The 26,326-nt window shown below is 59.9% G+C and carries 24 protein-coding genes and 1 riboswitch; of the genes, 16 read left to right on the top strand and 8 right to left on the bottom strand.

The window, feature by feature from the left end; all coding sequences use genetic code 11:
- Positions 1-234: 234 nt before the first annotated feature.
- From metK to metF, 5 genes are all read left to right on the top strand, one after another.
- The gene (gene metK / locus AC07RZ_RS07715; RefSeq protein ID WP_014008004.1) at positions 235-1,395 is read left to right on the top strand and encodes a methionine adenosyltransferase; all 1,161 of its coding nucleotides are present in this window, start codon (positions 235-237) and stop codon (positions 1,393-1,395) included.
- 150 nt (positions 1,396-1,545) lie between these two features.
- Positions 1,546-2,613 (top strand): AI-2E family transporter, encoded by a 1,068-nt coding sequence (locus tag AC07RZ_RS07710; RefSeq protein ID WP_494667527.1) that lies wholly within the window; start codon positions 1,546-1,548, stop codon positions 2,611-2,613.
- Positions 2,614-2,692: 79 nt separating this feature from the next.
- A riboswitch (S-adenosyl-L-homocysteine riboswitch) is annotated at positions 2,693-2,767 on the top strand.
- Positions 2,768-2,793: 26 nt separating this feature from the next.
- A complete protein-coding gene (ahcY, locus tag AC07RZ_RS07705; protein ID WP_144738370.1) occupies positions 2,794-4,236 on the top strand; it encodes an adenosylhomocysteinase in 1,443 nt (480 codons plus the stop codon).
- 62 nt (positions 4,237-4,298) lie between these two features.
- Positions 4,299-4,643, top strand: coding sequence for a phage holin family protein (locus AC07RZ_RS07700; RefSeq protein ID WP_041742591.1), 345 nt, complete (start codon positions 4,299-4,301; stop codon positions 4,641-4,643).
- Positions 4,644-5,498 carry a methylenetetrahydrofolate reductase [NAD(P)H] gene (gene metF / locus AC07RZ_RS07695; RefSeq protein WP_494667526.1) on the top strand — a complete coding sequence of 285 codons (855 nt, stop codon included), beginning with the start codon at positions 4,644-4,646 and terminating at the stop codon, positions 5,496-5,498.
- Here metF and AC07RZ_RS07690 read toward each other — a convergent pair.
- Positions 5,493-6,089 carry a 5-formyltetrahydrofolate cyclo-ligase gene (locus tag AC07RZ_RS07690; protein ID WP_144738372.1) on the bottom strand — a complete coding sequence of 199 codons (597 nt, stop codon included), beginning with the start codon at positions 6,087-6,089 and terminating at the stop codon, positions 5,493-5,495. The two genes, metF and AC07RZ_RS07690, sit on opposite strands and share 6 nt — an antisense overlap.
- Positions 6,090-6,122: 33 nt before the next feature.
- Between AC07RZ_RS07690 and AC07RZ_RS07685 the strand changes: the two genes are divergently transcribed.
- From AC07RZ_RS07685 to AC07RZ_RS07670, 4 genes are read left to right on the top strand one after another with little or no spacing between them, the layout of a single operon-like run.
- Positions 6,123-8,099 (top strand): lytic transglycosylase domain-containing protein, encoded by a 1,977-nt coding sequence (locus AC07RZ_RS07685; protein WP_494667525.1) that lies wholly within the window; start codon positions 6,123-6,125, stop codon positions 8,097-8,099.
- Positions 8,100-8,132: 33 nt separating this feature from the next.
- On the top strand, positions 8,133-8,828 hold the full coding sequence (locus AC07RZ_RS07680; RefSeq protein ID WP_494667524.1) for a glutathione S-transferase family protein: 696 nt from the start codon (positions 8,133-8,135) through the stop codon (positions 8,826-8,828).
- Positions 8,829-8,846: 18 nt separating this feature from the next.
- Complete coding sequence (locus AC07RZ_RS07675; protein ID WP_494667523.1) at positions 8,847-10,112, top strand: multifunctional CCA addition/repair protein; 1,266 nt, start codon at positions 8,847-8,849, stop codon at positions 10,110-10,112.
- A gap of 23 nt (positions 10,113-10,135) precedes the next feature.
- The gene (locus tag AC07RZ_RS07670; protein WP_494667522.1) at positions 10,136-10,846 is read left to right on the top strand and encodes a GNAT family N-acetyltransferase; all 711 of its coding nucleotides are present in this window, start codon (positions 10,136-10,138) and stop codon (positions 10,844-10,846) included.
- Between the two features lie 25 nt (positions 10,847-10,871).
- On the opposite strand, the gene AC07RZ_RS07665 is transcribed toward AC07RZ_RS07670, so the two are convergent.
- Positions 10,872-11,390, bottom strand: a complete 519-nt coding sequence (locus tag AC07RZ_RS07665) for an Lrp/AsnC family transcriptional regulator (RefSeq protein WP_092395160.1) — start codon at positions 11,388-11,390, stop codon at positions 10,872-10,874.
- 143 nt (positions 11,391-11,533) lie between these two features.
- On the opposite strand from AC07RZ_RS07665, the gene phhA reads away from it, so the two are divergent.
- Together phhA and AC07RZ_RS07655 are read left to right on the top strand one after the other, a co-directional pair.
- Positions 11,534-12,427 (top strand): phenylalanine 4-monooxygenase, encoded by an 894-nt coding sequence (gene phhA, locus AC07RZ_RS07660; protein WP_494667521.1) that lies wholly within the window; start codon positions 11,534-11,536, stop codon positions 12,425-12,427.
- 362 nt (positions 12,428-12,789) lie between these two features.
- The gene (locus AC07RZ_RS07655; protein ID WP_494667520.1) at positions 12,790-16,431 is read left to right on the top strand and encodes an indolepyruvate ferredoxin oxidoreductase family protein; all 3,642 of its coding nucleotides are present in this window, start codon (positions 12,790-12,792) and stop codon (positions 16,429-16,431) included.
- 75 nt (positions 16,432-16,506) lie between these two features.
- On the opposite strand, the gene queC is transcribed toward AC07RZ_RS07655, so the two are convergent.
- From queC to AC07RZ_RS07640, 3 genes are read right to left on the bottom strand one after another with little or no spacing between them, the layout of a single operon-like run.
- Positions 16,507-17,217, bottom strand: a complete 711-nt coding sequence (gene queC / locus AC07RZ_RS07650) for a 7-cyano-7-deazaguanine synthase QueC (RefSeq protein WP_494667519.1) — start codon at positions 17,215-17,217, stop codon at positions 16,507-16,509.
- Positions 17,218-17,271: 54 nt separating this feature from the next.
- A complete protein-coding gene (locus AC07RZ_RS07645; RefSeq protein WP_494667518.1) occupies positions 17,272-18,033 on the bottom strand; it encodes a DUF3108 domain-containing protein in 762 nt (253 codons plus the stop codon).
- A gap of 57 nt (positions 18,034-18,090) precedes the next feature.
- Positions 18,091-19,164, bottom strand: a complete 1,074-nt coding sequence (locus AC07RZ_RS07640) for a DUF3108 domain-containing protein (RefSeq protein WP_494667517.1) — start codon at positions 19,162-19,164, stop codon at positions 18,091-18,093.
- A gap of 172 nt (positions 19,165-19,336) precedes the next feature.
- Between AC07RZ_RS07640 and AC07RZ_RS07635 the strand changes: the two genes are divergently transcribed.
- From AC07RZ_RS07635 to rfaE2, 4 genes are all read left to right on the top strand, one after another.
- The gene (locus AC07RZ_RS07635) at positions 19,337-20,656 is read left to right on the top strand and encodes a branched-chain amino acid ABC transporter substrate-binding protein (RefSeq protein WP_494667516.1); all 1,320 of its coding nucleotides are present in this window, start codon (positions 19,337-19,339) and stop codon (positions 20,654-20,656) included.
- A gap of 39 nt (positions 20,657-20,695) precedes the next feature.
- Positions 20,696-21,367, top strand: coding sequence for a PhaM family polyhydroxyalkanoate granule multifunctional regulatory protein (locus AC07RZ_RS07630; protein ID WP_494667515.1), 672 nt, complete (start codon positions 20,696-20,698; stop codon positions 21,365-21,367).
- 218 nt (positions 21,368-21,585) lie between these two features.
- A complete protein-coding gene (locus AC07RZ_RS07625; RefSeq protein WP_092395137.1) occupies positions 21,586-22,443 on the top strand; it encodes a ferritin family protein in 858 nt (285 codons plus the stop codon).
- Between the two features lie 89 nt (positions 22,444-22,532).
- Positions 22,533-23,012 (top strand): D-glycero-beta-D-manno-heptose 1-phosphate adenylyltransferase, encoded by a 480-nt coding sequence (rfaE2, locus tag AC07RZ_RS07620; protein WP_144738383.1) that lies wholly within the window; start codon positions 22,533-22,535, stop codon positions 23,010-23,012.
- 68 nt (positions 23,013-23,080) lie between these two features.
- Here the strand turns inward: rfaE2 and AC07RZ_RS07615 are convergent, their stop codons facing one another.
- From AC07RZ_RS07615 to AC07RZ_RS07605, 3 genes are all read right to left on the bottom strand, one after another.
- Positions 23,081-23,557 (bottom strand): copper chaperone PCu(A)C, encoded by a 477-nt coding sequence (locus tag AC07RZ_RS07615; protein WP_144738384.1) that lies wholly within the window; start codon positions 23,555-23,557, stop codon positions 23,081-23,083.
- 140 nt (positions 23,558-23,697) lie between these two features.
- On the bottom strand, positions 23,698-24,180 hold the full coding sequence (gene trmL, locus AC07RZ_RS07610) for a tRNA (uridine(34)/cytosine(34)/5-carboxymethylaminomethyluridine(34)-2'-O)-methyltransferase TrmL (RefSeq protein ID WP_494667514.1): 483 nt from the start codon (positions 24,178-24,180) through the stop codon (positions 23,698-23,700).
- A 43-nt stretch (positions 24,181-24,223) separates the two neighbouring features.
- A complete protein-coding gene (locus AC07RZ_RS07605; protein WP_494667513.1) occupies positions 24,224-24,922 on the bottom strand; it encodes a ComF family protein in 699 nt (232 codons plus the stop codon).
- Positions 24,923-25,091: 169 nt separating this feature from the next.
- Between AC07RZ_RS07605 and AC07RZ_RS07600 the strand changes: the two genes are divergently transcribed.
- Positions 25,092-26,036: a methyltransferase domain-containing protein gene (locus AC07RZ_RS07600; protein ID WP_494667512.1), complete on the top strand. Its 945-nt coding sequence runs from the start codon at positions 25,092-25,094 to the stop codon at positions 26,034-26,036.
- The last annotated feature ends 290 nt before the right edge of the window (positions 26,037-26,326 follow it).

The following is a 26,326-nucleotide window of genomic DNA, read 5'->3' as shown; positions in this document are numbered from 1 at the left end:
TTTTTTTCAAGAGGCGTAAAATAGCACAATAGTTTGAAAACCGAATATCGTTGCAAGGTGATTTTGGAAAGCGGATTGGTTGCTTGCCAGAATTATCTTAATATATAGTAATTAGCATTATCCGCCGAGTTAATAGACAACTTGCGAGGCGGCATACAAATTTCGCTAAAGCGTCGCAGGCTCAACAGGTTTGACTGCGACATGGTCACCACTGTTTTTTTGTAGGAGCCTGTTATGGCACATGAATACCTCTTCACTTCCGAATCCGTTTCCGAGGGTCATCCCGACAAAGTCGCGGACCAGATTTCCGACGCGATCCTCGACGCCATCTTTACCCAAGACCCGCAAGCCCGGGTCGCCGCCGAAACCCTGTGCAATACCGGCCTGGTCGTGCTGGCGGGTGAAGTCACCACTTTCGCCAACGTCGATTACATCGCCGTCGCGCGCGAAACCATCAAGCGTATCGGCTACGACAACGCCGACTACGGCATCGACTACAAGAGTTGCTCGGTGCTGGTCGGCTACGACAAGCAATCGCCGGATATCGCCCAGGGCGTGGATGAAGGCAAAGGCATCGATCTCGACCAGGGCGCCGGCGACCAGGGCCTGATGTTCGGTTATGCCTGCGATGAAACGCCGGAACTGATGCCGGCCGCAATCTATTACGCGCACCGGATCGTCGAACGCCAGTCGCAGCTGCGCAAGGACGGCCGCCTGCCTTGGCTGCGCCCGGACGCCAAGTCGCAAGTCACGCTGAAATACGTCGATGGCGTGCCGGTGGCGATCGACACCGTGGTGCTGTCGACGCAGCACGCGCCCGAGATGCAGCACAAGGCGATCGAAGAAGCGGCGATCGAAGAAATCATCAAGCCGGTGGTGCCGAAGGAATGGCTGCAAAACACCCGCTACCTGATCAACCCGACCGGCCGTTTCGTCATCGGCGGCCCGCAAGGCGATTGCGGCCTGACCGGACGCAAGATCATTGTCGATACCTACGGCGGCGCCGCGCCTCACGGCGGTGGGGCATTCTCCGGCAAGGACCCGTCCAAGGTCGACCGCTCGGCAGCCTACGCCGGCCGTTATGTAGCCAAGAACATCGTGGCCGCCGGGCTGGCGACCCGCTGCCAGATCCAGGTGTCGTACGCCATCGGCATCGCCAAACCGACCTCGGTGATGGTGACCACCTTCGGCACCGGCAAGATCAGCGACGAGAAACTGGCGCAGCTGGTGCTGGAACATTTCGACCTGCGTCCTAAAGGCATCGTGCAGATGCTGGACCTGCTGCGCCCTATCTACCAGAAGACCGCAGCCTACGGCCATTTCGGCCGCGAAGAGCCGGAATTCACCTGGGAACGCACCGACAAGGCCGCTGCCTTGAAAGCCGCCGCCCTGTAATTGCCGCCCGCCGGCATGGCGGGAATGGATGTTTCATTTCCCCGCCATGCCGGACCAGACATCGGCGATGCCAGAATCGTGCTTTGCACGATGGTAGCGACTTGCTACACTGACCACCTCAGTGACTACGATAAAAGAAACAAGTCCGCCATGGCCTCTGCCCCCCAATCCGTTTCCGATTCATCCGCCGATGGTCCGCCTCTGCGTCCCGTGGTGACCACCTTGCCGCGTTTCCGCCTGGCCGCCTGGCTGGTCGCGCTCACGGCGCTGTTCCTGGTGATGACCTTGCACATGCTGACGGCGCTGCTGGCCGGTCTGCTGGTCTACGAGCTGGTGCGCACGCTGACGCCCCTGGTGCAGCGCCGCCTGACCAGCCAGCGCGCGCACCTGATTTCGGTGGTGTTCCTGTCGGCCATCATCATCGGCTTGCTGACGCTGGCGATTGTCGGCCTGGTGGCCTTTTTCCACGGCGGCCCGGATCGTATCCAGGTGCTGCAAGGGAAGCTGATGGTGGTGGTGGACCAGGCCCGCACCCAGCTGCCGGCCTGGCTGCAGCAGTACCTGCCGGACGATATCGACGACATCCGCGACATCATCAGCGACTGGCTGCAATCGCATCGCGGCGAGGTGCAGCTGGCCGGCAAGGAAGCGGTGCAGGTATTCGTCCACGTGCTGGTCGGCATGGTGCTGGGCGCCATGGTGGCCCTGAATGCTGCGCATCCGATGCCGCTGCTGCAGCCGCTGGCCGCCGAACTGCTGGGACGGGCGCACCTGCTGGCGGACGCATTTCACCGCGTGGTGTTCGCCCAGGTCAAGATTTCCCTGTTGAACACTGCGCTGACGGCGATTTTCCTGCTGGTGGTGTTGCGGCTCGGCGGCATCCACCTGCCGTTGACCAAGACCATGATCGTCGTCACGTTCCTGGCGGGTTTGCTGCCGGTGATAGGCAACCTGATTTCAAATACGCTGATCGTGCTGGTTGCGTTGTCGGTATCTATCTATGTGGCGGCGGCGGCGCTGGTGTTCCTGATCGTGATCCACAAACTGGAATACTTCCTGAACGCGCGCATAGTCGGATCGCAGATCAACGCGCGCAGCTGGGAATTGCTGCTGGTGATGGTCCTGACCGAAGCCGCGTTCGGCTTGCCGGGGCTGGTGGCGGCGCCGATTTACTATGCTTATATCAAGAGCGAGTTGCACGAAATGGGTTGGGTCTGAGGCTTATTCGCCGAGTCGGATAACCGGAATAAGCGCTTCACCTAGCCGAAAGCTTGCCGTTTGCTTTAAAATGGCGGCTCGTATCCAAGGAGCGTTGCGACAGACACGGTCTGCCAGGCTTGGTACAGTCATTTTGCAACTGCGCTCACGTTACTTTTTTTCTAACGAAAGGAGGGCGTGATGAACGCCGCAGTCATGAACGCATCTACACATTCCTCGACAACTTCCACCGCCAACGATTACGTGGTTGCCGATATCAGCTTGTCCGCCTGGGGCGACAAGGAAATCAAGATCGCCGAAACCGAAATGCCGGGCCTGATGGCGATCCGCGAAGAATTCGCCGCTGCCCAGCCGCTCAAGGGCGCACGCATCACCGGTTCGATCCACATGACGATCCAGACCGCGGTGCTGATCCAGACCCTGGAAGCATTGGGCGCCAAGGTGCGCTGGGCATCCTGCAATATCTATTCGACCCAGGACCACGCCGCCGCCGCGATTGCCGCTGCCGGCACGCCTGTGTTCGCCTTCAAGGGCGAATCGCTGGACGACTACTGGGATTTCACGCACCGCATTTTCGAATGGCCGGGCGAACAGCAAGCCAACATGATCCTGGATGACGGCGGTGACGCAACACTGCTGCTGCACCTCGGCACCCGCGCGGAAAAAGACATTTCAGTCTTGAACAATCCAGGTTCCGAAGAGGAAATCTGCCTGTTCAACGCCATCAAGAAAAAGCTGGCGACGGCGCCAAACTGGTATTCGACGCGCCTGGCCCAGATCAAGGGCGTGACGGAAGAAACCACAACCGGCGTGCATCGCCTGTACCAGATGCACAAGGAAGGCAAGCTGGCCTTCCCGGCGATCAACGTCAACGATTCGGTCACCAAATCCAAGTTCGACAACCTGTACGGCTGCCGCGAATCGCTGGTCGACGGCATCAAGCGCGCCACCGACGTCATGATCGCCGGCAAGGTCGCCGTCATCGCCGGTTACGGTGACGTCGGCAAGGGTTCGGCGCAAGCCATGCGCGCCCTGTCGGCGCAAGTCTGGGTGACAGAAGTCGATCCGATCTGCGCCCTGCAGGCAGCGATGGAAGGCTATCGCGTCGTGACCATGGAATACGCGGCCGAGCACGGCGACATCTTCGTCACCTGCACCGGCAACTACCATGTGATCACCCATGACCACATGCAAAAGATGAAGGACCAGGCGATTGTCTGCAACATCGGCCATTTCGACAATGAAATCGAAGTCGCCGCGCTGAAGCAATACACCTGGGAAAACATCAAGCCGCAAGTCGACCACATCATTTTCCCGGACGGCAAGCGCATCATCTTGCTGGCCGAGGGCCGCCTGGTGAACCTGGGTTGCGGTACCGGCCACCCGTCGTATGTGATGAGCTCGTCGTTCGCCAACCAGACCATCGCCCAGATTGAATTGTTCGTCAATACCAAGGCCTATCCGGTCGGCGTATACACCTTGCCAAAACATCTGGATGAAAAAGTCGCGCGCCTGCAGCTGAAAAAACTGAATGCGCAGCTGTCGGTCTTGACCGAAGAGCAGGCGGCTTACATCGGCGTCAAGCAAACCGGTCCTTACAAGCCGGAACATTACCGCTACTAACCGCCGGCTGCGCACCGGCAAGCACCGGTGCGCAGGTCCTGCAACTCCAAGAGGAACACGCGATGCGCTTACTGATTACCTGGCTGATTAATACCCTGGCCTTGCTGGCGGTGCCGTATCTGATGCACTCGGTGCAGTTCGCCAGCTTCGGCGCGGCGCTGATCGCGGCGCTGGTGCTGGGCTTCGTCAACACCCTGATCCGTCCGATCCTGCTGCTGCTGACCTTGCCGGCGACCCTGCTGACGCTGGGCTTGTTCATCTTCATCATCAACGGCCTGATGTTCTGGCTGGTGTCGCACCTGGTGAGCGGGTTTTACGTGGCGAGCTTCTGGTCGGCGGTCGGTGGCGCCATCTTGTACAGCATCGTTTCGTGGGCACTTTCCACCTTGCTACTGAAGAAGAATTAGATGTCACAAAAAAACGCTCAAAAGAATTTCAGCATTGAGTTTTTCCCGCCCAAGACCCCCGAAGGCGCCGAAAAACTGCGGGTGACGCGCGCCAAGCTGGCCGAGCTGCACCCACGGTATTTTTCGGTCACTTTCGGCGCCGGCGGTTCGACCCAGAAGGGGACGCTGGATACGGTGCTCGACATCCGCAGCGAGGGCCATGAGGCTGCGCCGCACCTGTCCTGCCTGGGCAGCTCGCGCGAATCGCTGCGCGCGATCCTGGCGCAATACAAGGACCATGGCATCAAGCGCCTGGTGGCATTGCGCGGCGATTTGCCCAGTGGTTACGGTGCGATGGATATTTCTTCCGGCGAATTCCGCTACGCCAACGAGCTGGTGGAATTCATCCGCGCGGAAACCGGCGACTGGTTCCATATCGAAGTCGCCGCCTATCCTGAAATGCATCCGCAAGCGAAGTCGCCGCAAGACGACGTGCAGCGTTTTGCCAGCAAGGTCAAGGCAGGCGCCAACGGCGCCATCACGCAATATTTCTACAATGCCGATGCGTATTTCCGTTTTGTCGACGAAGCGCAGAAACTGGGCGTGGCAGTGCCGGTAATCGCCGGCATCATGCCGATCACCAACTACTCGCAGCTGATGCGTTTTTCCGACATGTGCGGTACCGAGATCCCGCGCTGGATCCGTCTCAAGCTCGCCAGCTACGGCGACGATACGGATTCGATCCGAGCCTTCGGCCTGGATGTCGTGACCCAGCTGTGCGAACGCTTGCTGGCGGGCGGCGCGCCCGGCTTGCATTTCTACACGCTGAACCAGTCGCCGGCGACCATCGCCATCTGGCAGCGCCTCAAGTTATAAGTCGGCCGTTTCAGTAATGACGGCGTCCAGCGCGATATCGTGCGCTGCGCCGTCAAACTCCGCCAACCCGCAGGAATAGGCGATGCCGACTGTCTGCGGCCGCGAAAGCGGCGCCAGCGTCCGGTCGTAAAATCCGCCGCCGTAACCCAGCCGTATCTTGTTCCGGTTAAAACCTACGCAGGGAATCAGCAGGGCCTGCGGCATGACGGTCACATAGCTGGCCGGTATGGCGACGCCGAATCCATCCTTGACCATGGCTTCTCCCGGGGTCCAGCTGACAAAGCGCAGCGGGCTGTCGACGCCTGTCACTACCGGCAACGCCAGGCGCATGCCGCGCGCCGCCAGTTCGTCATAGGCCGGGCGCAGGTCCGGCTCGCCGCGGATCGGCCAGTAGACACCCAGCGTGCCGTCCGGATGCGCCTGGCTCCAGCCGGTAGCCCAGGCGACTACCCGTTTTCCAAGTTCCGCATCCCAATCGCGGCGGTGCGCCGGATCGATGGCCTGGCGCGTTGCCAGCAAGGTACGCCGCAGCTGCGCTTTGTCCGGTCCAGGTGTTGCATCACTGGCATCACATGCTATGCTAGGCGTCATCGTTCGCACTCGTAAAATAAGGTTGGCAGTTATATGTTCAAAAAGAAATGGCTTGCTGTTATCGCCGTCGCCGTGGCTTCTTCCGCTGTGATGGCGAGCGCTGCGTATGCCCAGAAACGTTCCGCAAATGGCGCCACCGCAGCCAGCTACGCCGGCCAGGACGATAGTTTCCTGGCCTTGCGCGATGCCGCTCGCGCCAACAATGCGGATAAAGCGGAGCTGCTGGCTTCTACTTTAAGTGATTATGACATTCCTTCCTATGTCGATTATTACCGCCTGAAACCGCTGATCAAGGACCTGGTCGCGCCGCAATCGGATATCCGCGACTACTTGGCGCGCTACGACGGCAGCGCGATCGCCGACCGCCTGCGCAACGACTGGCTGCTGGAGCTGGGCAAGGCAGGCGACTGGAACACCTTCGACGAGCAATATCCGAAATTCGTACTCGACGACGACACCCAGCTGAAATGCTATGCGCTGATGTCGGCCGCCTTGAAAGGCGTAAATGTCGCCAATGAGGCGCGCGCCTTGCTGACCACGCCTAAGGATTACGGCCAGGGCTGCACCGGCCTGATCGGCATATTGGCGCAGAACGGCCAGTTCAGCGCCGATGACGTGTGGTTCCAGATCAGGCAGGCGGTAGAGGCCGGTTTCGCAGGCGTTGCGCGCCGCATGACGCCGTATATCGACGCTGACGACTCCCAGGTGGCGCAAGCCATCGACAAGTCGGCGCTGGTGCTTGCGCGCGGTCCCGGCGCCGGCCGCAGCAACCACGAATTATTCATACTGGCTTTAGGTCGGGTGGCCAAGAACGACAGCGGCCGCGCAGCCGCGGCCCTGAGCGCCGGGGCCGACCAGCTGACTTCGTCCGAGCGTTCACTGGCATGGGCGCAGGTAGCGCTGCAATCGGCGCTCAAGCTGGAGCCGCAAGCCATCGATTACTGGCGCCAGGTGAAGAGCAATGCAGTATTGTCGGGCGACGCTTATCAATGGCGCGTCCGCTCCGCCTTGCGCGCCAGCGACTGGAAACTGGTGCGTAGCGGCATCGAGGCAATGCCGGAGGCTTTGCGCAGCGATCCGGCCTGGATCTACTGGCAAGCCCGGGCCGACCAGGTCCAGGGTAAAACCGAGCAAGCGCAGCAGCAGTTCGAGTCGATCGCCGACCAGACCAATTTCTACGGCCAGCTGGCGCTGGAAGAACTGGGCCAGAAAATCATCGCGGTGCCTTCCAACCAGGTCTTCAGCCCGGCCGAAATGGCGCCGATGACAAATAACCAAGGCTTCCGCCGTGCGCTGCGCTTTTTTGACATGAACCTGCGTTTCGAAGGCGTGCGCGAATGGAACTGGGAGCTGCGCAAGATGACAGACCGCCAGTTGCTGACCGCCGCCGAATTCGCCCGCCAGAACAATGTCCTGGACCGCATGGTGAATACTTCCGACCGCACCAAGGTTGAAATCGATTTCAGCCAGCGTTTCCCGTCGCCCCATCGGGACGTGATGACTACCAATACCCAGAACCTGGGGCTCGACATGGCCTGGGTCTATGGCGTGATCCGGCAAGAATCGCGTTTTATCAGGAGCGCCCGCTCGAATGTCGGCGCCAGCGGCCTGATGCAGGTGATGCCGGCGACGGCGCGCTGGGTCGCTAAAAAAATCGGCTTGAGCGGTTTTACCAACGACCAGATTGCCGACGTCAACACCAACATCCTGCTGGGCACCAATTACCTGAGCATGGTGCTGGCCGACCTGGACGGTTCGCAAGCGCTGGCGTCGGCGGCCTACAATGCCGGTCCCGGCCGGCCGCGCGCCTGGCGTTCGACTTTGCCGGGCACGGTCGAAGGCGCGGTTTTTGCGGAATCGATCCCGTTCGGAGAAACCCGCGGCTATGTCAAGAATGTACTGTCCAACGCGACTTATTACGCGGCCCTGTTCGACGGCAAGCCGCAATCCCTGAAAGCGCGCCTGGGCACCGTCGCGCCCAAGGGATTTGTCGAATCGGCCTTGCCTTGAGACGGCATAGAATGTCGGAATCTGGAGTCGCTTATGCAAACCACCGAGCTTGACCCCAGCCTTTCCGCCGCTTTGCAAAAAGCCGGCGCGGACGGCTTGCTGCTGGTGATCGCCAACAAGAATTATTCTTCATGGTCGATGCGGCCATGGGTGGCGATGACCGCCTTCGGGATCCCGTTCAAAGAGATCAAGATCCTGCTGCGCCAGGCCGATACCGCGAACCAGATCGGCCGCTATTCGGCCAGCGGCCGGGTGCCGATCCTGATGGTGGGCGAGACGCCGATCTGGGATTCTCTGGCGATCTGCGAATACCTGGCCGAGCAGTTTCCCGATCTCGGCATGTGGCCGCAAGACGTGCTGGCGCGCGCTACCGCTCGTTCGATATGTGCGGAAATGCATTCCGGTTTCGCGGCGTTGCGCTCGGACATGCCGATGGATATCCGCACGCACAAGCCCGGATTCGGCCGTACCGCCGGCGCCCAGGCCGATATTGCGCGGGTAGTCGAAATCTGGGAAACCTGCCTGTCCGAATTCGGCCACCATCAATTCCTGTTTGGCGCTTTCTCGATTGCCGACGCCTATTTCGCCCCGGTGGTGATGCGCTTCCGCAGCTACGGCGTTTCGCTGGCGCCGGCCCTGCAGGCATACGCCGACCGGATGCAAGCGCATCCCGCCGTGGCGCGCTGGATGCTGGAAGCGCTGGCGGAAACCGAAGTACTGCCGGATTAACGGGATTCAATAACAGCCATGAAAGTTTTTGCAGTCGGCGGCGCGGTACGCGACGAGTTGCTCGGGCTCCCGGTGAAAGACCGCGACTACGTAGTGGTCGGCGCTACGCCGGAAGACATGCTGGCGCAGGGCTTCCGCCCTGTCGGCAAGGATTTCCCGGTGTTCCTGCATCCCCGCACGCACGAGGAATATGCGCTGGCGCGCACTGAGCGCAAGACTGCGCCCGGCTACAAGGGGTTTGTGTTCCATACCGATCCCGACGTTACGCTGGAGCAGGACCTGGTGCGCCGCGACCTGACCATCAACGCCATTGCACGAGCCGAAGACGGCACGGTAGCCGATCCATTCAACGGCCGCCAGGATTTGCAGGACAAGATATTCCGCCATGTATCCGATGCTTTCGCCGAGGACCCGGTGCGCATCCTGCGCGTGGCCAGGTTTGCCGCGCGTTTTACCGACTTCACCGTGGCGCCGGAAACCAATGTGCTGATGCAGCGCATGGTGGCCGCCGGCGAAGTCGATGCGCTGGTGCCGGAACGGGTGTGGCAGGAACTGGCGCGCGGCTTGATGGAAACGCAGCCGTCGCGCATGTTCGAGGTCTTGCGCGCATGCGGCGCCTTGGCGCGCATCCTGCCGGAACTGGATGTCCTGTGGGGCATACCGCAGCCGGAAAAATATCATCCGGAAATCGATACCGGCGTACACGTGATGATGGTGCTGGACACCGCCGCCCGCGAAAATTTTGCGTTGCCGGTGCGCTTTGCCGCGCTGGCGCATGATCTCGGAAAAGGCGCGACGCCGGCTGCCGGCTGGCCTAGCCATCATGGTCACGAGGGGCTTGGCGTGGCGCTGGTGGAACAGGTGTGCCAGCGCCTCAAGGTGCCGGGCGAGGTGCGCGACCTGGCGCTGATGACGACGCGTGAGCACGGCAATGTCGGCCGCGCGTTCGAGCTGCGCGCGAATACCATCGTCAATCTTTTGGGGCGCTGCGACGCCTTTCGCAAGCCGCAGCGTTTCGTCGACATGCTGCGCGCCACTGAATGCGATTACCGCGGCAGGACCGGTTACGCCGGCAAGCCGTTTCCGCAATTCGCTTATCTGCAGGCCGCCCTGAAGGCGGCGCAGTCGGTCAATGCCGGCGTGATCGCCGGCATGTTCCAGCAACAGCCGCAACGGATACCCGACGCCATCCATGCGGCGCGTGTCGAAATGGTTGAGCAGGTAGTGCAGGCACAACGGCTTCGTCCGGGCGGCCCTGGCACGGGCGGCCCGGACTCGGAGTAAGCTTATCCAACAGGAGAGCCAGGATGACCACGACAGATGCCAGGGCAGGTTCGGCCAGCGAGGCGCCGGGAAAAACCGGCGGCGCCGGCACGGACAAAACCAAGGCATCGCGCTCCACAATATTCGTCAAGGAACTGTCGCGCCGCGCTCGCTGGCGTTTGCTGCGCCATTTCCTGGCGTTGAATAGCGGCGATCGTCTGTTGCGCTTCGGTTCGGTATTGTCGGACGAGCTGGTCAGCCGTTACGTTGAAAATATCGATTTTTCGCGCGACACAGTGTTTGGCGTCTATGACCGCAAATTGCGCCTGCTCGGTGTCGGCCACCTGGCGTTTGCGCCGCGCGAAGCGATGCCCTCGGTGAGCGCTTCCACCACCAAGGAGCGGGTGGCCGAGTTCGGTGTCTCGGTCGCCGCTTCTGCCCGCGGCATGGGAGTCGGCAGCCGCTTGTTCGAACGGGCCGCCATCCGTTGCCGCAACGTCGATATCGACACCTTGTACATGCACTGCCTGTCGTCAAACAAAGTGATGATGCACATTGCTAAAAAAGCCGGCATGGCCATCCATCGCGATTACGGCGAGGCCGACGCCTACCTGAAGCTGCCGCCGGCCAATCCGGCCAGCGTATTGCAGGAAGCGGTCCAGGAACAGGTGGCGACGCTCGATTACACGCTCAAGGCGAACTTGCGCGCCGCGCTGAAATGGCTGGGCAGCTTGCCCGGCATCAAGCGCGACTGAAGCGGCCTCGCAGCTCAAAGTCCTTTCAAAGCAAGGGCAGTGCAGTGGTGTCCTTGATGCGCTGCAGCGCAAAGCTCGATTTGACGTCCAGCACCGCCGGATGGCGTAGCAGCGTCTCCATCATGAAGCGCGAAAAATGGGTCATGTCTTCCACATGCACCCGCAGCAGGAAATCCATTTCGCCGGTCATCGCGTAGCACACGACGACTTCCGGCCATTGTTCCACCGCGGCTGAAAAAGAGGCGCGCGGCGACATGGCCTGGTGCTGCGCCGCGGCCTTGGTGCCGCTCAGGTACTGCGGGTCGCTATGTTTTTCCAGGCGCACGTTGATGTAGGCCAGCAGGCCCAGGCCGATCTTGTCCGGCTCCAGCAGCGCCACGTATTGCCGTATCACGCCGGCCTGTTCCAGCTGCTTGATGCGGCGCAGGCATGGCGACGGCGACAGGTTGACCCTTTCGGCCACTTCCTGGTTGCTCAGGCGGCCATCCTCCTGCAAGATCGCCAAAATTTTACGGTCTGTTGCATCCATTGCAATCGTTGGCATAAATGACCCTAAAGAGAATGATTTTCATGTGATTATTGCGCAAATTTTTTCATACAGGGCGAATTTTGCAATTAACTGCCATCAACTCAGCCCTATACTGTAGGTATTCAAGCGCTCGGCGCGTTTAGCTCAGGAAAACGAAAATGGATGCAAAGGTAAAGAGTGCAGGCGTCAATACCGACGATTTTTTTGCCACGGTCGCTGAAAAATCGGACGGCGCGGCATTGCGCGGCGATTACAGCAAGATCGATGCGCAATACGTCGTCAAGCAGGACTGGGATGCTTACACGCCGGAGCAGCACGCGCTATGGCGCCGCCTGTACCAGCGGCAAGCCAGGCTGATCCCGGGACGGGCTTGCGATGTATTCATCGAAAGCCTGGAAATGCTGAACATCGGCGACGGCATTCCGCGCTTTGAAGACAGTTCGGCCCTGCTGTTCAAGGCTACCGGCTGGACCCTGGTGGCGGTGCCGGGCCTGGTGCCGGACCATACTTTCTTCGAGCACCTGGCCAATCGCCGTTTTCCGGTCACGGTCTGGCTGCGCAATCCTGAAGAATTCGACTACATTGTCGAACCGGACGTATTCCATGACTTTTTCGGCCATGTGCCGCTGCTGTTCAACCCGATTTTTGCCGATCACCTGCAGGAATACGGCAAGGGCGCCCTGAAGGCGATGAAGCTGGACGGCCTGTCGATGCTGGCGCGCCTGTACTGGTACACCGTCGAATTCGGCCTGATCCAGAGCCCCGAGGGCTTGCGCGTGTACGGCGCCGGAATCCTGTCCTCGGGCGGCGAAATCGAACATTGCCTGACCAGTCCAGCGTCGCTGCGCCTGCCGTTCGATGTCGAACGCGTGATGCGGACCTTGTACAAGATCGATTCCTACCAGGAAACTTATTTCGTGATTGACGATTTCCAGCAGCTGTTCAACGACACCGCGCCGGATTTCACGCCGATGTACCAGCGGCTGAAGGCGCTGGAACCGTTGCCGGCGAACACTTTGTTGCCTGGCGAAACAAACCTGGCGCTGAAATAAAAAAGCGGATCCTGCCGGGGAGAGCAGAATCCGCAAACTAGTGATAATGGGAACACTAGAGGGAGGAATGCCCGACATGACTGGCCCTGGGGGAGGTATTCAGCCATATCAGACAAGGTGCCATTACACGCTCAGTTGATTCCCATTCCTATTTGATTTACCAGTTGTTACAGTTGTTACGCCCGCTTTGCCGGGCTGTTTGCTGCGGCGTGCATTGAGAGAAGTACCCGCTTGTGATAATGTGCGAGCGCAATGAGCAGTAAAAAAACAGGACGATTTGCCCACAAGGCGAAGACGTTTTACCGCGTAGGATAACCTCCACGCAGTGCAATCAAAAACATAATTTTTGGCACGGAGACTGAATGAACGCACCACTCAAATCGGCGCAAGCCTTGCTGCCCACACAATCGGCGCAAGCGTCTGAAGCTGATGGCATTTCCCTGGATGACAAATTTACGCTGGAGCGTGGCCGTGCTTTCATGACGGGCACACAAGCCATCATCCGCTTGCCGATGCTGCAACGGCAACGCGATGTCCTGGCAGGCTTGAACACCGCCGGTTTTGTGACCGGCTATCGCGGTTCGCCGCTGGGCAGCGTCGACCTGACCGCCGCCAAGGCAAAAAAATACCTCGACGCGCACCACGTCAAGTTCCATCCCGGCATGAACGAAGACCTGGCAGCAACCAGTGTCTGGGGCACGCAGCAGGTGAACCTGTTTCCGGGCGCGCAATACGACGGCGTATTCGGCCTGTGGTATGGCAAAGGCCCCGGCGTGGATCGCTGCGGCGACGTCTTCAAGCATGCAAACATGGCCGGCACTTCCCGGCACGGCGGGGTGCTGGTGCTGGCCGGCGACGACCATGCGGCAAAATCCTCGACCACCGCCCACCAAAGCGAACATATCCTGAAAGCATGCGGCATCCCGGTGCTGTATCCGTCCTCGGTGCAGGAATATCTCGATTACGGCATGCATGGGTGGGCCATGAGCCGCTATACCGGCCTGTGGGTATCGATGAAATGCGTGACCGACCTGGTCGAGTCCGGCGCTTCGGTCGATCTCGATCCGGACCGCGTCAAGATCATCCTGCCGACCGCTGCCGACCTTGAACTGCCTCCGGACGGCTTGAACATCCGCCTGCCGGACACCGTGCTGGGACAGGAAGCGCGGATGAACAACTACAAATGGTATGCCGCGCTGACCTATGCGCGCGTCAACAAGCTCAACCAGATCATCTGGGACAGCCCGGTTGCCAAGATCGGCATCATCACCGCCGGCAAATCCTACCTGGATACGCGCCAAGCGCTGGCCGACCTCGGCATCGATGAGAGCGTGGCGCGCGACATCGGCATCCGCCTGTACAAGATCGGCATGACCTGGCCGCTGGAAGCGGAAGGCGTGCGCGAATTTGCGCAAGGACTGGAAGAAATCCTGGTGGTGGAAGAAAAACGCCAGATCCTGGAATACCAGGTCAAGGAAGAACTGTACAACTGGCGCGATGATGTCCGGCCACGCGTAGTCGGCAAGTTCGACGATACCGGCGAATGGAGCAACCGCAGCGGCGAAGGCCATGGCGACTGGCTGCTGCCGGCGACCTACGAATTGAATCCGGCGCAGATCGCCAGGGCGATTGCGACGCGCATTTCGAAGTACTTCGCCGGGCATCCGGTGGCGCAGCGGGTGCAGCAGCGGGTCGCTTACCTGGAAGCCAAGGAAGCGTTGCTCAATATCAGCAGCAAGCCCGATCCGAACAAGGACCGCATCCCGCATTTCTGTTCCGGCTGCCCGCACAATACCTCTACCAGGCTGCCGGACGGCAGCCGTGGCCTGGCCGGTATCGGCTGCCACTACATGGTGTTGTGGATGGACCGGGAATCGTCGACGTTTACCCATATGGGCGGCGAAGGCGTGACCTGGGTCGGCCAGGCGCCATTTACATCTGAAAAACACGTGTTCGCCAACCTGGGCGACGGCACCTATTTCCATTCCGGCCTGCTGGCGATCCGTGCCTCGGTCGCGGCCAAGGTCAACATCACCTACAAGATCCTGTTCAACGATGCGGTCGCCATGACCGGCGGCCAGGCGTTCGACGGCCCGCTCGACCCGGCCATGATTTCACGCCAGATTGCGGCGGAAGGCGTGACCCCGATTATCGTGGTGACCGACGAGCCCGACAAATACGCCGCCGGCACCGACTGGGCGCCAGGCGTCACCATCCGCCATCGCAGCGAACTCGATGCCGTGCAGCGCGAACTGCGCGAGATCAGCGGCACGTCGGCGATGATTTACGACCAGACCTGCGCTTCGGAAAAACGTCGCCGCCGGAAACGCAATGAATATCCGGACCCGGCCAAACGCGCCGTGATCAATGAAGCGGTATGCGAAGGCTGCGGCGATTGCAGCGTGCAATCGAATTGCCTGTCGGTGGAACCGCTGGAGACCGAGTTCGGCCGCAAGCGGCAGATCAACCAGTCTTCATGCAACAAGGATTTTTCCTGCGTTACCGGTTTTTGCCCGAGTTTCGTCACGGTCGAAGGCGGCAGCTTGAAGAAGCCGGCCAAAATTGCCGCGACGCCGGCGACGGCTGCGGCCCCTGTGGCCAGCCTGCCGTCGCCGGTCTTGCCGAATACGGTAAAACCTTTCGGCATCCTGGTGACCGGCATCGGCGGCACCGGCGTGGTGACCATCGGCCAGATCCTGGCCATGGCTGCCCACGTCGAAGGCAAAGGCTGTTCGGTGCTGGACATGAGCGGCCTGGCGCAAAAGGGCGGGCCGGTGATGTCGCATGTGCGGCTGGCCGATCATCCCGACGATATCTACTCGACCCGTGTCGGCACCGGCGATGCCGACCTGGTGATCGGCTGCGACTCGATTGTCAGCGCCAGCCGCGATGCCCTGTCGCGCATGGGCGAGGGACGCACCTTCGCCGCGATCAATGCAACCCGCACGCCTACCGCCGCTTTCGTCAAGAATCCGGACTGGCAGTTCCCCGATGCCGCGGCAGAGCAGGATATACGTGCAGCGTGCGGCAGCGACCGGGTGGAATTCATCGATGCCGGCCGCATTGCCACCGCCTTGATGGGCGATGCCATCGCCACCAACATGTTCATGCTCGGTTATGCATGGCAAAAAGGCTGGGTGCCGTTGCAAGAGGCGTCGCTGATGCGGGCGATTGAGTTGAACGCCCTGCAGGTCGCCTTCAACAAGCAAGCCTTCGTCTGGGGCCGCACCGCGGCTTGCGACCTGGCTGGGCTGGAAAAACGTACCCGCCTCAGCGATACGCCGGCGCAGGTGATTGAATTCAAGCGCGCACCGAACCTGGATGAACTGGTCAAGCGTCGCGTAGCTATCCTGACGTCATACCAGGATGCCGCATATGCGGAGCAGTATCGTGTTTTCGTCGAGCAGGTGCAGGCAGCCGAAGCACAGCTGCCTCACGCTGAAAGCGGACGCGGCGCGCAGCGCCTGAGCCTGGCGGTCGCTACCTACCTGTTCAAGCTGATGGCTTACAAGGACGAGTACGAAGTTGCCCGTTTATATACCGACGGTGCTTTCAAGGCCAAGGTCGCCGGCATGTTTGAAGGCGATTACAAGCTCAAGTTTCACCTGGCGCCGCCGCTGCTGGCCAAGCACGATGTGCACGGCCATCTGATCAAGCAGGAATTCGGTCCGTGGATGATGCGCGCTTTTGGCCTGCTGGCCAAGCTGAAATTCCTGCGCGGCAGCGCCCTGGATATTTTTGGGTATACGGCTGAGCGCAAGGAAGAGCGTGGCCTGATCGTGCACTACAAGGAAATCGTTGCTTCCTTGTTGCCGCAATTGACTGTAGATAACCTGGCTGCTGCCGTGGCAATCGCCAGCATCCCGGAGGAAATCCGCGGTTACGGCCACGTCAAGGAACGGCACCTGGCCGCAGCACGCATCAAGGAAACGCAGCTGCTCAATCAGTTCGGTCATCCCACGCCAGAACGCAAGGCGGAATTGTCGCGCTCGATCGCAGCTTGATCCAACACGATAAAAAACGGCCGGCAGATGAATATCTGCCGGCCGTTTTTATTTGTGCGTCGGTTCGCGGATGGATCAGGCGCCGGCAGCCTGCCTGAATTGCTGGTATCCCCGCGCACGCAAGGCGCAAGCCGGGCAGGTGCCGCAGCCATAACCCCAGTCATGCAGCGCGCCGCGCTGGCCCAGGTAGCAGGTATGGGTATCGGCCCGGATCAGGTCGACCAGGGCGTCGCCGCCGAGGTCCTGCGCCAGTTTCCAGGTCTCCGACTTGTCTATCCACATCAATGGCGTTTCCAGCTTGAGCTGGGTCGCCATGCCAAGGTTCAGCGCCACCTGCAAGGCTTTCATGGTGTCGTCGCGGCAATCGGGATAGCCGGAAAAATCGGTTTCGCACATGCCGCCCACCAGCACGTTCAAGCCGCGCCGATAGGCAACCGTCGCCGCTACCGTCATGAACAGCAGGTTGCGGCCTGGAACGAAGGTATTCGGCAGGCCGTTTTCCTGCATCACGATTTCAACGTCTTCGGTCATCGCGGTCGATGAAATTTTCGAAATCAGCGACAGGTCGATCAAGTGGTCTTCACCCAGCTTGCCGGCCCATTGCGGAAACTGGGCGCGGAGTTTCTGCAGCAGGACCGGGCGCACGGTCAGTTCGACCGCATGCCGCTGGCCGTAGTCGAAGCCGATCGTCTCGACCCGCTCATAGCGCGATAAAGCCCAGGCCAGGCAAGTAGTGGAGTCCTGGCCGCCGCTAAACAGGACGATGGCGCCGTTTGGTGTAGTCATGTGATTTACTGTTCAATGAGATTCAAGTAGGGATTGCATGCCTTGATTTCAGGCTTATTTGCCGGCCTTGTTGCTGACCTGCTGCAGGGTTTGTTCGACAAAGTCCTTGTTCGGATCGGTAAACCGCAAGCGCACCGGATACCATTCCAGGGACGGCGCCAGCCAGATATCCAGCTGCTGGTCCTTGGCGTCCGGCGGCGGCGCCTTGAAAATGTGGACTGTATCCAGGTCACCCAGCGGCGTCTTGATTTTTTCAGTGCTGATGACCTTGAACGTCCACGGTTCTGCATCGCGCATGCCGGCTACAAAGAAGGTCCATTCGGAACCTGGCTTGAACTGCTGCGGCGCTGCCCGCGCCACCGAAATCAGTTGCCAGATGATGCTGGTGCGGTCCTGTTCGCCGCCTTTTATCGGATAACTCTCGCTGGATTCGGAAAAGCCGATGGTGCCGCTATCGCGATGGAAGGTGGTGGTGGTCGCTTCCTTGCGAAAACGCTTGTTGACGAATTGGGTCGGCGCCAGGCCAAAGCTGTCGATGGCGCCTTCGCTGGAAGCTTCCAGGATTTTTCCAAACAGCATGGCGCGGGTTTCCGATTTGACGCTGAAACGCTTGTCGTCCACCTGCCATTTGACGCTGCCTTCTCCTCCCAGTGTAATGCCGCTCTGCTTGGCCTGGATCGCGTAAGTCAGGTCAGCCGACGGCGGCAGGTCTATCTTGTACTTGCTCGCCGAGTGATCGGTGGCCGCTGCGGAAGCTGTCAGCATGCTGCAGCACAGTGCGGCGGCCAAGGATAGGCGGAGTAAGGATGGTTTCATGGTTTTCCAAAAAAATGATGCCGTTTTCAAAATACTTGATCCGATGCCTCAGGCAGGTCAATTTGCCGATGCCGTATCCAGCCGTTTCATCTTGGACAGCGACATGTCCAGATAGTCGCCGTTGGTTTCGGTAAAGCGCAGTTTGACCGGATACCATTCCTGATGCGGCGCCAGCCAGATATCCAGGCGTTGCTCATGCGAGCCTGCTTGTGGAATGCGAATTACATGCCAGGCGTCGAAATCGTCGCCGCCGACCGTAATCTTTTCCTGGCCGATGATCTGCATGCGCCAGGTTTCCGCATCCACCGGACCGGCGACGAATATGTCGATCACCGCACCTGCAGCGAATTGCGAGCTGTCGCCGCGGCCGATGCTGGCCAGTTGCCAGACCACGCTGGCGCGGTCCTGTTCGCCGCCGCTGCGTGGATAGCTGTTCTGCGACGATGAAAAAATGATGTTGTTCAGTTCACGATGAAAAATGGTCTGGGTAGCAGGTTTGCGGAAGCGTTTTTGCGTATAGGTCACCGGCGCTACGCCAAAACCGTTGATTTCGCCTTCGCTTTTGAAATCAAGGACGGTAATGAACAGGGCGCCGGCCTCGCCGTTGATGGTGTAGCCCCCGCCATCGGTTTGCCAGGTGATTTTGCCGCTGCCGTGATAATTCTGGCCCTTCTGCAAGGCTTCTACATTGTATTTCAGCTCTGCCGACGGCGGCGGACTGGTCTGGTAGTGCTTGCCGGCCGCGGGCGTCGCCTCGGCTTGCGCCACCGGTTCGGTTGCCGGCGCAGTGGCGGCACTGGCCGCAGCCGTGCCGGCCGCCGGATCGGTTGATGCCGGAGCGACCGGCTCGGCGCTGACGATCGGCGTCACGGTTTCCCTGATGGGCGTGTCCGGCACTTCCACGGCCGGTTCCGGCGCCGGCCGCGGTTTCGGCGCTGCCTTGGGGGCTGGCTTGGTGCTGGGCTTGGGCTTCGGCTCCTGTGGCAACAGCACCGGCTTTTCGGCTGGAGGTAAAGGCGTCAGGTTGGCCATGATCACGGGTTCGGGGCGGTTGACCGGCACCGGCACGCCGAATTGGCGGTTGCCCCAGGCGATCAGGAGTATGTGCAGCAGCAAGGTGAGCAACAGCACCCATAGCCAGCGGCTACGGCTGGCAAAGGGATAGCCCGGAGTTGTGGATGATGCGGAAGAAGACGACATCCGCATAGTGTAAACGTATCCGCCGGGATTAAGCTCGGCAACAGTGAAGCGGGCGATAAACCACGTAAAATATTGTATTTACATCAAACTAGAATAATCGCCGATGCCTTATCGTTTTCCCCATGCTGCCGGCGTCGCGCTGGCATTCGCGCTGGCCACGGGCGCCATGGCGCCGGCCGCATCCGCCGCGCCGGCCAGTTTGCCGCCGATCCGGCTGGGCATGATCGAAGGCATGTCGGGGCCTTTCGCCAATGCGGGCGAAGCGGTAGAGCGCAATATCCGGTTTGCGGTGGAGCAAGTGAATGCGCGAGGCGGCGTGCGCTTGCCAGATGGCAAACATTTGTTGAGCTTGACCGTGTTTGACAGCAAGCAAGGCGTGGAGGACGCGTTATTGCAGCTGAAGCAACTGACCGACCAGAAAATCCCCTTCGTGCTGGAGGGCAACAGCTCCGCGGTGGCCGGCGCGCTGGTGGATGCGATCAACAAGCATAACGTCCGCAGCCCGGACAATCGGGTGCTGTTCCTGAACTACTCGGCAGTCGATCCGGTCTTGACCGGCGAAAAATGCAGCTTCTGGCATTTTCGTTTTGACGCCAATGCCGACATGCGCATGCAGGCGCTGGTGGATGTCATCAAAACCGACAGCAAGGCAAAAAGCGTTTACCTGATCGGCCAGGACTACAGTTTCGGCCAGCAGGTCGCCAAGGCCGCGCGCCGGCAGCTGCAGGCGGCGCGGCCGGATATCAGGATAGTCGGCGATGAGTTGCATCCGATCGGCAAGGTCAAGGATTTTGCACCCTATATCGCCAAGATCCGCGCCAGCGGCGCCGATACGGTTATCACCGGCAACTGGGGCAACGACCTGACCTTGCTGGTGAAAGCTGCGAAAGAGGCGGGGCTGCGTCTCAAGTTCTACACTTTCTACGCCAATAGCCTGGGAGCGCCGGCAGCTATCGGCGATGCCGGCGTGGGCACGGTGCGCGCAGTCGCGGAATGGCACCCCAACGCGGTCGACGGCAATGCCGCCAGCGATGCGTTTTACCGCAGTTTCCGGCAGCGTTATCCGCAGCCAAAAGATGACTATCTGTTTTTGCGTATGGATGTCATGATCGACATGCTGGCAGCTGCCATCGAAAAAGCCAGGACCACTGACGCGATCGCCGTGGCGCGGGCCCTGGAAGGAGCACAGTACAAGAGCCGATTCCATGAAGCCAGCATGCGCGCCGGCGATCACCAGCTGATACAGCCCTTGTACGTGGCCGTGATGCAAAGGCTTGCCGACGGCGGTATCCGGTTTGATAATGAAGGCAGCGGCTACGGCTTCAAGACTGAACGTTACCTGGCGCCGGCGGCAACGGCGACGCCTAGCACGTGCCAGATGCGGCGTCCGCAGGATGACGCTTCGACCCCGGGCGCAAGCTGACAGCTGTTATAAATAAATGATCTCTGAAGGAGATATGTGATGAGCCGTTCTAGTATTCCAGGAGCCGACGCAATGCAGGATAGTCTCGAATTCATCAAGAAAATGTGGGGCGGCATGGGCGTGCCGGGCATGGTTGTTCCTACCTTGTCGGTGGAAGAAATCAACAAGAAGATCGGCGACCTGAAAGCCGTGGAATCGTGGCTGAATCTCAACCTGAACATGCTGCGCACCACGATACAGGCGCTTGAAGTGCAGAGCGGGACCATTTCCGCGCTGCAGGCAATGGCGGCAGTCAATCAGGCCGGCGCAGAACGGCCAGACAGCAGCGACGCCGAACCCAGTGCAAGTTCCTGGGCGGCTGCGGCAGGCTTTCCGTTTTCATTCATGAACCCGGTGCAGGAACCAGCTCCTCCGCCAGCGCAAGCTGCGCCGCCGGCGGCTGAAGCTGAAAGCCCGCCTGCGGCAAGCGGCATGGCGGGACCCGCGTTGGGCAATTCCAACGCCTGGTGGGATTTGCTGCAGAACCAGTTCAAGCAAGCCGTCAATAGCGTAGCCGCGGCGGAAAAAATGGCCACGCCGGCAAAAACCGAGGCCAGGCCGCGCAGTAAAGCAAGCAGTGCGGCATCCAAGCCTGCCGGCAAGAAAAACGGCACGGTTGCCGGCGGCAAGGCAGTCCCGCGTCCAGGCAAGGCCAAGGTTGTTGCAAAATAATGTAATGACAAGCCTGGTTTTTGGATAGCTTGACTCGCGTCGGATACGTGCGATGATTAGAGATCGGTGCTTGGATGGAAAACTCTAAGTGATACCTTGACTTTGTTGTGATTTGAGCAGGATTTTCAGGAAAAACTCGGCCGTCAGCCGGTTTATAAACGGTCTTGTAACAAATTCTTGGTAAAATCGAACAGTTAACTCACTTGCTTAAGGTATGTATGCTGTATCCAGAACTGTTTAAATCGCTGGAACAAGTCCGTTGGAACATGGAGACCGATATTCCATGGGACAAGTTTGACGCCACCCAGCTGTCCGACGAACAAGCTCAAACTATTCGTATGAATGCGATTACGGAATGGTCGGCGCTGCCTGCAACCGAGATGTTCTTGCGCGATAACCACGGCGACAGCGATTTTTGCGCTTTCATGTCGGTCTGGTTTTTTGAAGAGCAGAAGCATTCCCTGGTGCTGATGGAATACCTGCGCCGTTTCCGCCCTGAACTGGTGCCTACCGAAGCCGAGCTGGACAAAGTGCGTTTCGAATTCGATCCGGCGCCGCCGCTGGAAACCCTGATGATGCATTTCTGCGGCGAGATCCGCCTCAACCACTGGTACCGTTGCGCCTCCGACTGGCACACCGAGCCTGTCATCAAGCAGATCTACAAGATCATCAGCCAGGACGAAGCGCGCCATGGCGGCGCTTACCTGCGTTACATGAAGAAGGCGTTGTCTGAAGTGGGCGACAGCGCTTCCGCCGCTTTCGCCAAGATCGGCGTCTTGATGGCGTCGGCCCGCCGTACCGAAAAACCGCTGCACCCGACCAACCTGCACGTGAACCAGTCGCTGTTCCCGAACGACACGGTGCAGAGCCGCCTGCCGGACCCGGAGTGGCTGGAGCGCTGGCTGGACGATCAGATCAAGTTCGACGGCGTATGGGAAAAGAAGGTGGTCGACCGCATCCTGCACAATATGTCTTTGCTGTTTGAACGCACTTTCGATACGGTGCAGGAACTGAACCGCTATCGCAAGGAAGTCGTGGCCCGCCTTGCTGCCTTGACGCCTGCTCCGGCAGCCTGATGTGACGGCGCCAGGCTTTGGCGCCGCCGCGACCGCAGACAATCTGTTTGATCCCAAGCCGCAGCTGTTGCGGCTTTTTCATATTCGCCATGCCTAAATTTGAAACCAAGCTTTGCACCCGCGCTGAATTGACATCCCGTGTGGCCGCCTTGCCGCAGCCGGTGGTGCTGACCAATGGCGTATTCGATATCCTGCACCGCGGCCATGTCACATACCTGGCGCAGGCGCGCGAGCAGGGCGCCGCGCTGGTGGTGGCGGTGAATACCGACGCCTCGGTCAAGCGACTGGGCAAGGGCGATGACCGGCCGATCAATACCTGTGCCGACCGCATGGCCGTATTGGCAGCGCTGGAAGCCGTCAGCCTGGTGGTTGAATTTGATGAAGATACTGCCTTGGAAGTCGTGCAGGAAGCGCGGCCTGGGGTATATGTCAAAGGCGGCGATTACCAGATGGACGCCATTCCAGAGGGACAGGCGGTGCTGGCATATGGCGGGCAGGTGGTGGCGATCCCGTTTGCGCATGACCGCTCGACCAGCAAGTTGCTGGACAAGGTGCGCCAAGGCTCCTGATCGTCGGCATCGGCAAGATGAAAAAAAGCGCGGATTCCGCGCTTTTTTTATACGTACATCGTTTGTCTTCAGTGCTGGTGCGGCGCGTCGGCTGCCTTGCCGCTCAGGTCGGTGACGTATACCGATACCTCAACTTTGCCGGCTTTCTGGAAGGTCAGCGTCAGCGGGAATTTATCGCCAGCCTTCAACGGCTGCGCCAGGCCCATCAGCATGATGTGGTAGCCGTGGCCCGGCGTCATCTCGACGGTGCTCGCCGGCGGTAGTGCAATCTCGCCGACTTCACGCATTTTCATGACATTGCCATCCATCGCCATGGTGTGGATCTCGGCGCTTTTGGCGGCCGGCGTGCTGACGCCTATCAATTTGTCCGCTTCCTTGCCCTTGTTTTCGATACTCAGGAAGGCGCCGCCGCTTGGCTGGCCTGGCACCGTGGCGCGTGCATAGGGATGGCCGATGTGCAGGCTGCCGAGTTCGTATTCATGCGCATGGGCGGAAACACTGAGGGCGAGGGCGCAGAAAAGCAGGGAAACGGAACGTAAAGACATGATGATAGACCTCTGATTAATTTGGGAAATACCAACCGCAAATCGAAGAAAATGCAGTGACTGGAAACATCATGCCTATTTGCAAGATGATGGATTATAACAATCGCGGCCAGGTTGTCCCTTTACCAATTGAAATCGATTCAGGCTCCACCGCTATAGCCGTTCTGGCGCCATGCCTCATACACCACGACCGCCACGGTATTGGACAGGTTCAGGCTGCGGTTGTCGGGCCGCATCGGCAAGCGGATGCGCTGCGAGGGGGCAAACGATTCGCGCAATGCCGGATCCAGTCCGCGCGTTTCGGAGCCGAATACAAAGACATCGCCTGCCTGGAACTTGAGATCGGCAAACGGCGTCGAGCCGTGGGTGGTCATGGCGAACATGCGGCTAGGATCGTAGGCGCCGGCGGCGCGCATGCTGGTGACGAAGGCATCCCAGCTGGCATGCACCTGCATGGTGGCGTAGTCATGATAATCCAGGCCCGCCCTGCGCATCTTGCTGTCATCCAGGGGAAAGCCAAGTGGTTCAATCAGATGCAATTGCGCGCCGGTGTTGGCGCACAGGCGGATGATGTTGCCGGTATTCGGCGGTATTTCCGGTTCAACCAGTACGACGTGGAACAAGGTGATTCTCCTGATATATGTAATCAATGGATTGCAAGGATGGTCATGGCGTCCTTGCAAACACAAAATTGGTAATGCGGCGGGCGCCATGCCGGCGCAGCGTTTGCGCCAGCGCATGCAGCGTTTCGCCGGTAGTCATGACATCATCGACTACGCCTATGTGGCGGCCGCGTATCTGCGCGATGGCGGCCGGCGGCACGATAAACGCCTGGCGCAGGTTGCGGCGCCTTTGTTCCAGGTCTGGCGCCAGCGACTGCGGCAGGGTATCGCGTTGCCGCAACAGCAGGCCATGCTGCAAGCCTAGCCCAAGCAGGCGCGCCAGGGGTTTGGCTATTTCCAGCGCCTGGTTGAAGCCGCGCTGTTGCAGGCGCTGGGCGCTGAGCGGCACGGCCGTCATGATATCCGGCAAATCCCCCGGCAGGCCCCGATGATCGCTGACGCGGCTGGCGTCGCACAACATTTGTGCAAATACGGGCGCCAGCGCCAGTCGGCCGCCGAATTTCAGCGCCAGGACCAGCTGGTCCGCCGGCGCGCCATAGTCGCAGGCTGCGATGGTGGCGTCGAAGGCGCGCGGCTGTTTCAGGCAATTGCCGCATAACACCGGGCCATGGCCATCGTGCCGGGGCAGCGGATTTGCGCATTGTGTACAGCGCGGCTGGCCGCCGGAAAAATAGTGCCTGCTGCAGCCATCGCAAATGACGCGCTTGCCATTGCGCCCGCATAGCGCGCAGCTGGATGGCATGGCCGTCAGGATGCGGGCTAATTGCTGTCGCGGCCAATGGCGTAATTGGCGAAATAACACTGGGCGGATCCCGTTCTGGTCGGATGGATGTCGGTACGCTCAGCCTACAGGCTATCAAGCGTGTAAACTACTGGCGATTATCGCATTTCATCTCACCTGCCGGATTCCGATGTCTACCTCACTCCCTCCTTTTGAAGCCAGTCAAAGTGCGCCGATCGACCTGCGCCGGGTACGCCGGCTGTTTGCCCAGCCTGCGCTGGTGCGCGAATCCGAATTCATGCGCCGTGAAATTTCAAGCCGCATGCATGAGCGCCTTGCCCTGGTGAAACTTGCTCCGCAGCGCGTGCTGGATGCCGGCTGCGGCGCCGGCCCGGATATATATACGTTGCAGCAACGCTTCAGCGAAGCCGCCATTATTGGGCTGGACGCGTCTGCCGCCATGCTGTCGATGGCAAAAGAGCAACGCCAGACGGCGCAACTGTCGGTCAACCGCTTGTTAAAGAAGTGGCTGCCGTTTACCGGCAACAGCGGCGAGCTGGCGTCCGACCTGGTGTGCGGCGATTTTGCGCAGCTGCCGCTGGCGCCAAACACGGTCGACCTGGTCTGGTCCAACCTGGCCCTGCATTGGCACCCGCAGCCAGACCGGGTGTTCGCCGAGTGGCGCCGCGTATTGCGGGTGGATGGCTTGCTGATGTTCTCCTGCTTCGGTCCCGACACATTCAAAGAATTGCGTAATGCCTTTGCCGGCATCGATGACGGCGCGCACGTACTGCCTTTCGTCGACATGCATGATTTTGGCGACATGCTGGTCAATGCCGGTTTCTCGACGCCGGTCATGGACATGGAAACTATCACGGTGACTTATGACACCGTGGAGAAATTGCTGGCCGATGTCCGCGCCTGGGGCGGCAATCCGCTGGCGACGCGAGGCCGCGGTTTGTTGGGACGCGCCGCCGGGGCTCGTATCAAAGCCGCGCTGGAAGCCGGGCGCCGGCCGGACGGCAAATTGCCGCTCACTTTTGAAATCATCTACGGCCATGCGTTCCGGCCAGTACCCAAAACCACCAGTGGCGGCGAGTCGATCGTGCAGTGGAACCTGGGTAAAAACAGGTAAATGAAAATATATTTAACAAAGGACTTGCGGGGAAGAAGGAGGGTTGCTATAGTTCGCCTCCCGTTGAGAACGACGCGAAATGAGCGAAGCAGCTGAAGTAGAAAAGAGGCTGATTTGTGAGTGGAGTTTGAGAGGGGAAAGCGGGGATTGAGTGTGTTGTAGGTGTTGAGAAGTTTTTCGGTGGTTGGTAAAAAAGTAGTTGACGAAAATCTGGAAACGCCACATAATCTCATCTCTCTGCTGCTGACAAACAAAACGATTTGACGGCGACGCGAACCAGGGTTCTGGTG

It is taken from the genome of Collimonas sp. GW821-FHT07E08 (assembly GCF_059418905.1).
Note: the sequence above shows the minus strand (reverse complement) of the source record. Positions and strands in the feature narration are given on the sequence as shown.